The sequence below is a fragment of the Pseudomonas sp. NBRC 111123 genome (assembly GCF_001320205.1).
Taxonomy (GTDB): Bacteria; Pseudomonadota; Gammaproteobacteria; order Pseudomonadales; family Pseudomonadaceae; genus Aquipseudomonas; species Aquipseudomonas putida_J.
Map to the genome: position 1 here is coordinate 1 of NZ_BCAZ01000018.1, position 13,024 is coordinate 13,024.

8 protein-coding genes are annotated in these 13,024 nt (G+C 63.9%); all 8 read left to right on the plus strand.

Going from position 1 to position 13,024, the window contains the following annotated elements:
- The first annotated feature begins 245 nt into the window (after nucleotides 1–245).
- The 8 genes from APH27_RS11485 to APH27_RS11520 all read left to right on the plus strand — a co-directional run bounded on the left by APH27_RS11485 (nucleotide 246) and on the right by APH27_RS11520 (nucleotide 12,947).
- Nucleotides 246–842: a superoxide dismutase gene (locus APH27_RS11485; protein WP_027917960.1), complete on the plus strand. Its 597-nt coding sequence runs from the start codon at nucleotides 246–248 to the stop codon at nucleotides 840–842.
- Nucleotides 843–1,079: 237 nt separating this feature from the next.
- Entirely contained in the window at nucleotides 1,080–3,131 is a 2,052-nt protein-coding gene (locus APH27_RS11490; protein ID WP_027917961.1) for a bifunctional diguanylate cyclase/phosphodiesterase, read from the plus strand.
- 159 nt (nucleotides 3,132–3,290) lie between these two features.
- Entirely contained in the window at nucleotides 3,291–4,628 is a 1,338-nt protein-coding gene (locus tag APH27_RS11495; RefSeq protein ID WP_060484861.1) for an imelysin family protein, read from the plus strand.
- A 275-nt stretch (nucleotides 4,629–4,903) separates the two neighbouring features.
- Complete coding sequence (locus APH27_RS11500; protein ID WP_027917963.1) at nucleotides 4,904–6,331, plus strand: di-heme oxidoredictase family protein; 1,428 nt, start codon at nucleotides 4,904–4,906, stop codon at nucleotides 6,329–6,331.
- Nucleotides 6,332–6,350: 19 nt separating this feature from the next.
- A complete protein-coding gene (locus APH27_RS11505) occupies nucleotides 6,351–7,415 on the plus strand; it encodes an imelysin family protein (protein WP_060484862.1) in 1,065 nt (354 codons plus the stop codon).
- Nucleotides 7,416–7,417: 2 nt separating this feature from the next.
- Complete coding sequence (locus APH27_RS11510) at nucleotides 7,418–8,515, plus strand: DUF1513 domain-containing protein (RefSeq protein WP_027917965.1); 1,098 nt, start codon at nucleotides 7,418–7,420, stop codon at nucleotides 8,513–8,515.
- Nucleotides 8,516–8,740: 225 nt separating this feature from the next.
- Nucleotides 8,741–9,889: an efflux RND transporter periplasmic adaptor subunit gene (locus APH27_RS11515; RefSeq protein ID WP_060484863.1), complete on the plus strand. Its 1,149-nt coding sequence runs from the start codon at nucleotides 8,741–8,743 to the stop codon at nucleotides 9,887–9,889.
- Nucleotides 9,890–9,902: 13 nt separating this feature from the next.
- Complete coding sequence (locus APH27_RS11520) at nucleotides 9,903–12,947, plus strand: multidrug efflux RND transporter permease subunit (protein ID WP_060484864.1); 3,045 nt, start codon at nucleotides 9,903–9,905, stop codon at nucleotides 12,945–12,947.
- The last annotated feature ends 77 nt before the right edge of the window (nucleotides 12,948–13,024 follow it).

A 13,024-nucleotide genomic window follows, 5' to 3' on the forward strand; every position in this document is an offset into this window, starting at 1 on the left:
GGGCGGCGCTCGATCTCAAAGGCAACACAAGCATCAAGGCAGGCCCCCAGACAAACACCGCCGGTCGGCGGCCGCCAACCGCTCTGGAACCTCTATTCCCTATCTTTGTTGCGTGGTTATGCGTCGGGCCCGGTGCTATGATCCAGCCCTTGCGTCGCAAAGAGTACAAACTCGCCGACGTACATCGGGCCGCCCGTGATCGGCCTTGCGCAAACCGCAAACAGACCTGAATCAGGAGATCCACCATGGCTTTTGAATTGCCGCCGCTGCCGTACGCCCACGATGCCCTGCAGCCGCACATCTCCAAGGAAACCCTGGAGTTTCACCACGACAAGCACCACAACACCTATGTCGTGAACCTGAACAACCTGGTCCCAGGCACCGAATTCGAAGGCAAGACCCTGGAAGAGATCGTCAAGAGCTCTTCGGGCGGCATCTTCAACAACGCCGCTCAAGTCTGGAACCACACCTTCTACTGGAACTGCCTGGCACCAAACGCCGGTGGCCAGCCGACCGGTGCCCTGGCTGACGCCATCAACGCCGCTTTCGGTTCCTTCGACAAGTTCAAGGAAGAGTTCACCAAGACTTCGGTTGGCACCTTCGGTTCCGGCTGGGGCTGGCTGGTGAAGAAAGCTGACGGTTCCCTGGCTCTGGCCAGCACCATCGGCGCCGGCTGCCCGCTGACCAGCGGCGACACCCCGCTGCTGACCTGCGACGTCTGGGAACACGCCTACTACATCGACTACCGCAACCTGCGTCCGAAGTACGTCGAGGCGTTCTGGAACCTGGTGAACTGGAAGTTCGTTGCCGAGCAGTTCGAAGGCAACACCTTCAAGGCCTGAGTCACTCAGCCCTGAACGAAAAGCCCGGCCCTGTGCCGGGCTTTTTTGTGCCTGACAGTTTTCCCGCAGGGTCTTGATCAGCGCGCATAGCGCGCTAACATCAAACGTCTGGAAGTTTGATGGCGCGCGCTCAAGTTGCAGGGTCGGGCAACCGATACACTACCCAAGGTCGGCCGATAGTGTATTGCCAACGTTAATGGCAAAATGATGCCATGCGCATGGATTAAGGAAACCCCATTGAAGCTGGAATTGCGGAACAGCTTATCGGTCAAGTTGCTCAGGGTCGTGCTCCTTTCGGCGCTGGCGGTCGGCGTCGTCCTCAGTTGCGCGCAAATCGTCTACGACACCTACAAGACCCGCCAGGCCGTCAACAACGACGCCCAACGCATTCTCGACATGTTCCGTGACCCCTCCACCCAGGCGGTGTACAGCCTCGACCGGGAAATGGGCATGCAGGTCATGGAAGGCCTGTTCCAGGACGAATCGGTGCGCATGGCCTCGATCGGCCACCCCAACGAAACCATGCTGGCAGAAAAGTCCCGCCCGCTGCAGGACATGTCGATGCGCTGGCTGACCGACCTGATCCTCGGCCGGGAACGCACCTACACCACCCAACTGGTCGGCCGCGGCCCGTACAGTGAGTATTACGGCGACCTGAGCATCACCCTCGATACCTCGTCCTATGGCGAAGACTTCCTGGTCAATGCGGTGATCATCTTCATTTCCGGGGTGCTGCGCGCCCTGGCCATGGGCCTGGTGCTGTACCTGGTCTACCACTGGTTGCTGACCAAGCCGCTGTCGAAGATCATCGAACACCTTACCCAGATCAACCCTGATCGCCCCAGCCAGCACCAGATCCCGCTGCTCAAGGGCCACGAGAAAAACGAGCTGGGCATCTGGGTCAACACCGCCAACCAGCTGCTGGCCTCGATCGAGCGCAATACCCACCTGCGCCACGAAGCCGAGAACAGCCTGCAGCGCATGGCCCAATACGACTTCCTCACCGGCTTGCCCAACCGCCAGCAACTGCAGGAGCAGCTCGACAAGATTCTCGCCGACGCCGGCCGCCTGCAGCATCGCGTGGCCGTGCTGTGCGTAGGCCTGGACGACTTCAAGGGCATCAACGAGCAGTTCAGCTACCAGACCGGCGACCAGCTGCTGCTGGCCCTGGCCGACCGCCTGCGCGCCCACAGTGGCCGCCTGGGTGCCTTGGCGCGCCTGGGTGGCGACCAGTTCGCCCTGGTCCAGGCCAATATCGAGCAGCCCTATGAGGCCGCGGAGCTGGCCCAGAGCATCCTTGACGACCTGGAGCTGCCATTCGGCCTCGACCACCAGCAGATTCGCCTGCGTGCCACCATCGGCATTACCCTGTTCCCCGAGGACGGTGACAGCACCGAGAAGCTGCTGCAAAAAGCCGAGCAGACCATGACCCTGGCCAAGGCCCGCTCGCGCAACCGCTACCAGTTCTATATCGCCAGCGTCGACAGCGAAATGCGCCGCCGCCGCGAGCTGGAAAAGGACCTGCGCGAAGCCCTGCCGCGCAACCAGCTGTACCTGGTCTACCAGCCGCAGATCAGCTACCGCGACCACCGCGTGGTCGGCGTCGAGGCCCTGCTGCGCTGGCAGCACCCGCAGCTGGGCATGGTCCCGCCCGACCAGTTCATCCCGCTTGCTGAGCAGAACGGCAGCATCATCAGCATTGGCGAATGGGTACTTGACCAGGCCTGCCGGCAACTGCGCGAATGGCACGACATGGGCTTCAGCGAACTGCGCATGGCGGTCAACCTGTCCACCGTGCAGCTGCACCACAACGAGCTGCCACGGGTGGTCAACAACCTGCTGCAGGCCTACCGCCTGCCACCGCGCAGCCTGGAGCTGGAAGTGACCGAGACCGGCCTGATGGAAGACATCAGCACCGCTGCCCAGCACCTGCTGAGCCTGCGCCGCTCCGGAGCGATGATTGCCATCGACGACTTCGGCACCGGTTACTCGTCGCTCAGCTACCTGAAGTCGCTGCCGCTGGACAAGATCAAGATCGACAAGAGCTTCGTCCAGGACCTGCTCGACGACGATGACGACGCCACCATCGTTCGCGCCATCATTCAGCTGGGCAAGAGCTTGGGGATGCAGGTCATCGCCGAAGGCGTGGAAACCGCCGAGCAGGAAACCTACATCATTGCCCAGGGTTGCCATGAGGGTCAGGGCTACCACTACAGCAAGCCGCTGTCGGCGCGCGAGCTGACCAGTTTCCTCAAACAGGCGCAGCGCAATCAGGTCTCCGCGCTGTAACGCCTGCCCCTGCGATTACAGGCCGTGACGCGCATTTACATGAATTGCGCGCCCGCCCCTTTACAGCAAATGCAAATCTTTCGCATGATGTTGCCGTTTCGCGTGCCACGGCGCACGGCCCAACCCCATGGTCCAACCACACGACGCAGGAAACCCACAATGATTCGAATGCCTCTGGCCTCCGCCAGTCTGCTGGCCATCGCCATCGCTCTCGCCGGCTGCGGCGAAGACAAGGATGAAAAGGCCGCCGCTCCGCAAGCTCAGGCACCTGCTGCTGCCAGCACCACCGCTGCGGCGCCCGGGGCTTTCGACGAAGCGGCCGGCAAAGCTGTGGTCAAGCATTACGCTGAAATGGTCTACGCCGTGTACAGCGACTCGCTGAGCACCGCCAAGACCCTGCAGACCGCCGTCGACGCGTTCCTCGCCAAGCCCAACGACGAAACCCTGAAGGCCGCCAAAGAGGCCTGGGCCGCCGCGCGCGTTCCGTACCTGCAGAGCGAGGCGTTCCGCTTCGGCAACACCATCATCGACGACTGGGAAGGCCAGGTGAATGCCTGGCCGCTGGACGAAGGCCTGATCGACTACGTCGACAAGAGCTACGAGCATGCCCTGGGCAACCCGGCGGCCAGCGCCAACATCATCGCCAACACCGAGATCCAGGTCGGCGAAGAGAAGGTCGACGTCAAGGACATCACCCCTGAGAAGCTGGCCAGCCTGAACGAACTGGCAGGTTCCGAAGCCAACGTCGCCACCGGCTACCACGCCATCGAATTCCTGCTCTGGGGCCAGGACCTCAACGGCACCGGCCCAGGCGCCGGTGCCCGCCCGGCGTCCGACTACCTGGAAGGCAAAGGCGCCACTGGCGGCCACAACGACCGTCGTCGTGCCTACCTGAAGGCGGTCACCGAGCTGCTGGTCAAGGACCTCGAAGAGATGGTCGGCAACTGGGCGCCGAACGTCGCCGACAACTACCGCGCCACGCTTGAAGCAGAGCCTGTGGCCGATGGCCTGCGCAAGATGCTGTTCGGCATGGGCAGCCTGTCGCTGGGCGAACTGGCCGGTGAGCGCATGAAGGTTTCGCTGGAAGCCAACTCGCCGGAAGACGAGCAGGACTGCTTCAGCGACAACACCCACTACTCACACTTCTACGACGCCAAGGGCATCCGCAACGTCTACCTGGGCGAGTACACCCGCACCGACGGTACCAAGATGACCGGCCCGAGCCTGTCCTCGCTGGTGGCCAAGGCCGACCCGGCAGCCGACGCTACCCTCAAGGCCGACCTCGAAGCCACCGAAGCGAAGATCCAGGTAATGGTCGACCACGCGCTGAAGGGCGAGCACTACGACCAGCTGATCGCCGCCGACAACGCTGCCGGCAACCAGATCGTGCGCGATGCCATCGCCTCGCTGGTCAAGCAGACCGGTTCGATCGAGCAGGCTGCAGGCAAGCTGGGTATTGCCAACCTGAACCCGGACACCGCCGATCACGAATTCTGATCAGCAGTTGCGGTTCACCAAGAGGCGGCCTTCGGGCCGCCTTTTTTTGTGCCGGCCTCTTCGCGGCTAAAGCCGCTCCTACAGGAACTGCGCTGTACCTGATGACTGTGGGGTCCCCGCGGAGCGGGCTTGCCCGCGAAGAGGCCGATACAGGTTCATGAAAATGCTGGCATTTCACATCCTTTTCACCCGGGTAATTGCAAATTGCTCTTATTCAAACAACGCCGTCCTGCTAAGCTTGCACGCCGGTTTTTCGTCCACGCCCAGGATTTTGCATGTCCTCGTCGCTGTCCCGACTCTCCCCTCTGCTGCTAGCCCTCGCCCTTGCCGCCTGTGACGACGCCCCGCGCTTCACCCAGGCCGAGCCCGGCGAAGCGCTGTCTGGTGGCCAGGCAACGGTTCAGCGCGACGACCGCAAGGCGTTTTCCCTGCCCTCGGCCAACCTTTCGGCCGAGCGCCGTCTGGACTTCGCCGTGGGTAACAGCTTCTTCCGCAGCCCTTGGGTAATCGCCCCGTCCACCACCACCGCGCGCGACGGCCTGGGCCCGCTGTTCAACACCACGGCCTGCCAGAACTGCCACGTGCGTGACGGCCGTGGGCACCCGCCGGAGCCCGGCGACAGCAATGCCGTGGGCATGCTGGTACGCCTGTCGATCCCCGACCAGCCTTACCTGGCCAAGGAGATCGAGCGCCTGGGCGTGGTCCCCGAACCCGTCTACGGCACCCAGTTGCAAGACATGGCCATCCCCGGCGTGGCGCCGGAAGGCAAGGTGCGGGTGAGCTACACCACCCAGACCGTCAGCTTCAAGGACGGCCACTCGGTCGAACTGCGCCGCCCGACCCTGCAGATCACCCAGCTTGGCTACGGCCCGATGCACCCCGACACGCGCTTCTCGGCACGGGTGGCCCCGCCAATGATCGGCCTCGGCCTGCTCGAAGCCATCCCCGAGGACGCCATCCTGGCCAACGAAGACCCGGACGACCGCAACCACGACGGGATCCGCGGCCGCGCCAACCGGGTCTGGGACGACGCACAGGGCAAGACCGTGATTGGCCGCTTCGGCTGGAAGGCCGGGCAGCCCAACGTCAATCAGCAGAACGTGCACGCCTTCAACGGTGACATGGGCCTGACCAGCACCTTGCAACCAAAGGACGACTGCACCCCGGCCCAGGTCGATTGCCTGGCCGCGCCCAATGGCGACGGTGAAGGCGACGAGAAGGAAGTCAGCGACAACATCCTGCGCCTGGTCACCTTCTACACCCGCAACCTCGGCGTGCCTGCCCGTCGTGACGTCAACGCACCGCAGGTGCTGGCCGGCAAGAACCTGTTCTTCCAGGCCGGATGCCAGGCCTGCCATGTGCCGCAGTTCACCACCGCCGCCAACGCCGCCGAAGCGGAACTGGCCAACCAGGTGATCCGCCCCTACAGCGACCTGCTGCTGCACGACATGGGCCCGGGCCTGGCCGACGAGCGCACCGAATTCGCCGCCAACGGCCAGGACTGGCGTACCCCGCCGTTGTGGGGCATCGGCCTGACCGAAGCGGTCAGTGGCCACACCCAATATCTGCACGACGGCCGCGCCCGCAACCTGCTCGAAGCCGTGCTCTGGCATGGCGGCGAAGCCCAGCCGGCACGCGACCATGTTTTGACCTTCAATGCCGAGCAGCGCGCCGCGTTGCTGGCCTTCCTGAACTCACTTTAAAACGCGCAAGGAGCCGGGCATGTTCCGACCCAAACTGTTGTTCACCAGCCTCGCCGCACTCGCCCTGGGTGCCTGCTCGCCGCAGGACCCGCAGGCAGTGACTTCCGCCGCCATCGCCAAACAGGTGATCCTGCCGACCTACAGCCGCTGGGTCGAAGCCGACCGCCAGCTGGCCGTCAGCGCCCTGGCCTACTGTGAAGGCAAGGAAAGCCTGGACACCGCACGCGCCGACTTCCTCAATGCGCAAAAAGCCTGGGCGGAACTGCAGCCGCTGCTGGTCGGCCCGCTGGCCGAAGGCAACCGCGCCTGGCAGGTGCAGTTCTGGCCCGACAAGAAGAACCTGGTCGGCCGCCAGGTCGAGCAACTGGTCAACGGCGACAAGCCGGTCGATGCCGCCGCCCTGGGCAAGGCGAGCGTCGTGGTTCGCGGCCTGTCGGCCTACGAGTACATCCTCTTCGACAGCAAGCCGGACGTTGCCACCGCCGAGCAGAAAGCCCGCTACTGCCCGCTGCTGGTCGCCATCGGCGAGCACCAGAAGGTCCTGGCCGAGGACATCCTCAAGAGCTGGAACAGCACCGACGGCATGCTGTCGCAGATGACCAAGTTCCCCAACCAGCGCTACGCCGATTCCCACGAGGCGATCGCCGACCTGCTGCGCTCCCAGGTCACCGCCCTGGATACCCTGAAGAAGAAGCTGGGTGCGCCAATGGGCCGCCAGAGCAAGGGCATCCCACAGCCGCTGCAAGCCGAAGCCTGGCGCAGCCACTCCTCGCTCAAGAGCCTGGAAGCCACCCTCAAGGCCGCCCAGACGGTGTGGGTCGGGGTCGACAACCAGGGCCTGCGCGGCCTGCTGCCCGGCGATCAGAAAGCCCTGGCGCAGAAGATCGACGACGCCTACGCTACGGCGCTCAAATTGCTGGCCGACAACCAGAAGACCCTCGGCGAGCTGCTGGCCGACGACGCCGGGCAGCAGACCCTCAACCAGATCTACGATGCCCTCAACGCCGTCCACCGCCTGCACGAAGGTGACCTGGCCAAGGCGCTGAACATCCAGCTGGGCTTCAATGCCAACGACGGTGACTGATCATGCTGCGACGCCAGGCCCTCAAACTCGGTAGCGTATTGCTCAGCGCCCTGACCCTGGGCGGCTGGAGCCTGTTCCGCAGCAAAGGCAGCGAACCTTTGCTGCTGTCGGCGCGTGACGATGGCGACGGCAAGCACTATGCGGTCGGGTTCCGCCTGGACGGCACCCAGGTGTTCAGCACCCAGGTCGCCCAACGTTGCCATGCCATCATCAACCACCCCGAGCTGCCGATCGCCCTGTTCGTCGCCCGCCGCCCCGGTACCGAAAGCTACCTGGTCGACCTGCGCGACGGGCGCCTGCTGCAGACCGTCACCTCGCAACCGAACCGGCACTTCTATGGCCATGCGGTGATTCACAAGGGTGGCGAATGGCTGTATGCCACCGAGAACGACACGCGCGACCCTGGGCGTGGCGTGCTCGGCGTGTACCGCTTCGAGGGTGAGCGCCTGGTGCACAGCGGCGAGATCCCGACCCACGGCATCGGCCCCCATGAAGTGGCCTGGCTGCCGGATGGCGAAACCCTGATCGTGGCCAACGGTGGCATCCGCACCGAGGCCGAGAGCCGGGTCGAGATGAACCTCGATGCCATGGAACCGAGCCTGGTGCTGATGCAGCGCGACGGCACACTGCTGAGCAAGGAAACCCTGGCCCAGCAGATGAACAGTGTGCGCCACCTGGCGGTGGGCGACGATGGCACCATCGCTGCCTGCCAGCAGTTCATGGGCGCTGCCGACGAGACCGCCGAGCTGCTGGCGATCAAGCGCCCGGGCGAGCCGTTCAAGGCCTTCCCGGTGCCTGAGCGCCAGCTGCAGTCGATGGCACAGTACACCGCGAGCGTCGCCATCCACAGCGACCTGCGCCTGGTGGCCCTGACGGCGCCGCGGGCCAACCGCCTGTTCGTCTGGGACCTGGACAGCGGTGCGGTGAAGCTCGATGCACCGATGCCCGATTGCGCCGGAGTCGGCGCGGTCAAGGATGGGTTCGTCGTGACTTCCGGTCAGGGCCGTTGTCGCTTCTACAACTGCCGCAAGGCTGAACTGGTCGGGCAGCCGATGGACCTGCCTTCCGGCTTCTGGGACAACCACCTGCACCTGGTCTGAATCTTCTGCTGCCTGCACGGGCCTCTTCGCGGCTAAAGCCGCTCCTACAGGGAACTCACATTCCCAGGGAATACACCGAACCTGCAGGAGCGGGTTTACCCGCGAAGAGGCCGGCACAGGCAATCCCCTCCCCCTTCTGCAATACTTCCCTCATACGCACGTGGGCAGGATCGCCCGTTGTCGTGTCAAAACGCATAACAACCACACATCCAAGGAACCGGACCTATGCTACGCCGCCGCATGCTCATCATGTTGGCCGTCGTTCTGCTGATCGTGCTGGCCCTGGGGGGCTACAAAGGCTTCTCGATCTACCAACAGATCCAGATGTTCTCCGCGCCCCGACCGCCCATCACCGTTGCCGCATCCCCGGCCGAACAGCGCCTGTGGCAGCAGCGCCTGCCTGCCGTAGGCAGCCTGAAGGCCTTGCAGGGCGTAGAGCTGAGCCTGGAAGTGGAAGGCATCGTCAAGGCCCTGTACTTCGACTCCGGGCAGAAGGTCAAGGCCGGGCAACCGCTGCTGCAGCTCAATGACGACCAGGAAACCGCCTTGCTCGGCACCGCCCAGGCCGACCTGGGGCTGGCCAAGGTAGACTTCGGCCGCGGCAGCCAGCTGGTCGGTGATGCCGCTATCTCCCGCGGCGAGTTCGATCGCCTGGCGTCCCAGTACCGGCGTAACCAGGCGGTGGTCGAGCAACTCAAGGCGCAGAAGATCAAGAAGGGCATCAACGCGCCGTTCAGTGGCACCATCGGCATTCGCCAGGTGGACATCGGCCAGTACCTGGCCGCCGGTACGGTGATTGCTACCCTGCAAGACCTGTCCAGCCTGTACGTCGACTTCAACGTACCGGAGCAGGCGTTGCCGCACCTGAGCCTGGGCCAGCAGGTGCTGGTGCAGGTGGCGGCCTACCCGGGCCAGACGTTCCCGGCCAGCCTCAGCGCGATCAACCCCAAGGTCGATGAAAACACCCGTAACCTGCTGGTGCGCGCGTCCCTGGCCAACCCGGACGGCAGGCTGCTGCCCGGCATGTTCGCCAACCTGCTGATCCTGCTACCCGACCCACAGCCCCAGGTGGTCGTCCCGGAAAGCGCCATCACCTACACCCTGTACGGCAACTCTGTGTACGTCGCCACGCCAAAGAAGGACAAGGACGGCAACCCGGAGAACGACGACCAGGGCCAGCCACAGCTCAGCGCCGAACAGCGATCGGTGCAGACCGGCGAGCGCCGCGATGGCGTGGTGGTGGTCAGCAAGGGCCTCAAGGCCGGCGAACAGGTGGTCACTGCCGGGCAGCTCAAGCTGACCCCAGGCGCGGCCATCCGCATTGGCCAGGACAGCGCGCTCAAGCCCGAACAGGGCGCCCCGCGCACCGACTGAGCAGGAGGCAGGCATGGCGTTCACCGACCCGTTCATTCGCCGCCCGGTACTGGCCAGCGTGGTCAGCCTGCTGATCCTGCTGCTTGGCTTCCAGGCCTGGAACAAACTGCAGATCCGCCAGTACCCGAAAATGGAAAACGCCCTGATCACGGTGACCACCGCCTACCCCGGGGCCAACGCCGAGACGATCCAGGGTTATATCACCCAGCCACTGCAGCAGAGCCTGGCCAGCGCCGAAGGCATCGACTACATGACCTCGGTCAGCCGGCAGAACTTCTCGGTGATTTCCATCTACGCACGCATTGGCGCCGACAGCGACCGCCTGTTTACCGAACTGCTGGCCAAGGCCAACGAGGTGCGCAACCAGCTGCCGCAGAACGCCGAAGACCCGGTGCTTAGCAAGGAAGCCGCCGACGCCTCGGCGCTGATGTATATCAGCTTCTACAGCAAGGAGATGAGCAACCCGCAGATCACCGACTACCTGTCACGGGTGATCCAGCCCAAGCTTGCGACCCTGCCGGGCATGGCCGAGGCACAAATCCTCGGCAACCAGGTGTTCGCCATGCGCATCTGGATCGACCCGGTGAAGCTGGCGGGTTTCGGCCTGTCGGCAACCGACGTGACCAATGCCGTGCGCCGCTACAACTTCCTCTCCGCAGCCGGTGAGGTGAAGGGCGAATACGTGGTCACCAGCATCAATGCCAGTACCGAGCTGAAATCGGCCGAAGCCTTTGCCGCGCTGCCGCTCAAGGTGTCCGGTGACAGCCGGGTACTGCTGGGCGACGTGGCGCGTGTGGAGATGGGCGCGGAGAACTACGACACGGTCAGTTCGTTCGATGGCACGCCGTCGGTCTACATCGGCATCAAGGCCACCCCGGCAGCCAACCCGCTGGACGTGATCAAGGAAGTGCGGCGCATCATGCCGGAGCTTGAAAGCCAGCTGCCGTCGGCGCTGAAGGTATCGATCGCCTACGACGCCACGCTGTTCATCCAGGCCTCCATCGACGAAGTGATCAAGACCCTCGGCGAAGCGGTGCTGATCGTCATCGTGGTGGTGTTCCTGTTCCTCGGCGCCCTGCGCTCGGTGCTGATCCCGGTGGTAACCATTCCGCTTTCGATGATCGGCGTGCTGTTCTTCATGCAGATGATGGGCTACTCGCTGAACCTGCTGACGCTGCTGGCGATGGTGCTGGCCATCGGCCTGGTGGTGGACGATGCCATCGTGGTGGTGGAGAACATTCACCGGCACATGGAGGAAGGCAAGTCGCCCTTCGATGCTGCCCTGGAGGGCGCGCGGGAAATCGCCATGCCGGTGGTATCGATGACCATCACCCTGGCGGCGGTCTATGCCCCCATCGGCTTCCTCACCGGGCTCACGGGTGCGCTGTTCAAGGAGTTCGCCCTGACCCTGGCCGGCGCGGTGGTCATCTCTGGCATCGTCGCCCTGACCTTGTCGCCGATGATGTGCGCCCTGCTGTTACGCCAGGAGCAGAACACCAGCGGCCTGGCCCATCGTCTCGATGTGCTGTTCGAAGGCCTCAAGGTGCGCTACCAGCGCCTGCTGCACGCGACCCTCGACAGCCGCCCGGTAGTGCTGGTGTTTGCCGTGATCATCCTGTGCCTGATCCCGGTGCTGCTCAAGTTCACCCAGAACGAGCTGGCGCCCAACGAGGACCAGGGCGTGATCTTCATGATGAGCAGCTCGCCGCAACCGGCCAACCTCGACTACCTGAACGCCTACACCGATCAGTTCACGCCGCTGTTCAAGGCCTTCCCCGAGTACTACTCGTCGTTCCAGATCAACGGCTTCAACGGCGTGCAGAGCGGCATCGGCGGTTTCCTGCTCAGGCCCTGGAACGAACGCAACCGCACACAGATGGAGTTGCTGCCGCTGGTGCAGGCCAAGCTGGAGCAGATTGGCGGGCTGCAGATCTTCGGGTTCAACCTGCCGTCGCTGCCGGGTACCGGTGAGGGCCTGCCGTTCCAGTTCGTGATCAATACAGCCGGTGACTACCCTGCCCTGCTGGAAGTCGCCCAGCGGGTCAAGCAACGGGCCCAGCAATCGGGCAAGTTCGCCTTCCTCGATATCGACCTGGCGTTCGACAAACCCGAGGTGGTGGTCGACATAGACCGGGCCAAGGCGGCGCAAATGGGTGTCTCCATGGATACGCTGGGGAGCACCCTGGCCACTCTGCTGGGCGAGGCGGAAATCAACCGTTTTACCCTCGAAGGCCGCAGCTACAAGGTGATCGCCCAGGTCGAGCGGCCTTATCGGGACAACGCCGGCTGGCTGAACAACTACTACGTGAAGAACGAGCAAGGGCAGCTGCTGCCCTTGTCGACACTGATCACCCTCAGTGACCGCGCCCGCCCCCGTCAGCTCAACCAGTTCCAGCAACTGAACTCGGCGATCATCCAAGGTGTGCCGATGGTCAGTATCGGCGAGGCGTTGCAAACGGTGCGCGACATCGCCCGGGAAGAGGCACCGGCGGGTTTCTCCTTCGACTATGCCGGGACAGCGCGGCAGTACGTGCAGGAAGGCAGTGCCCTGTGGGTAACCTTCGGTCTCGCCCTGGCGATCATCTTCCTCGTGCTGGCCGCGCAGTTCGAGAGTTTCCGCGACCCGCTGGTGATTCTGGTGACGGTGCCGCTGTCGATCTGTGGGGCGCTGCTACCGCTGTTCCTGGGCATTTCCAGCATGAACATTTACACCCAGGTGGGGCTGGTGACGCTGATCGGCCTGATCAGCAAGCACGGCATCCTGATCGTCGAGTTCGCCAACCAGTTGCGTGAGGAAAAGGGCCTGAGCATTCGGGAAGCCATCGAGCAAGCTGCCGCCATTCGCTTGCGGCCGGTGCTGATGACCACGGCAGCGATGGTGTTCGGCATGGTACCGCTGATCCTGGCCACCGGCGCTGGCGCGGTGAGCCGGTTCGATATCGGTACGGTGATCGCCACCGGGATGTCGATCGGTACCTTGTTCACCCTGTTTGTGCTGCCTTGCATCTACACCTTGCTGGCGCACAAGTCAGCTGCCCAGCAACCGGTAACTGCATGACCGCTCCTACAAGAGTCCGCGCATGTTTCTAAATCAAAAACAAAGGCCTCGCGATTGCGAGGCCTTTGTCTTGCTCG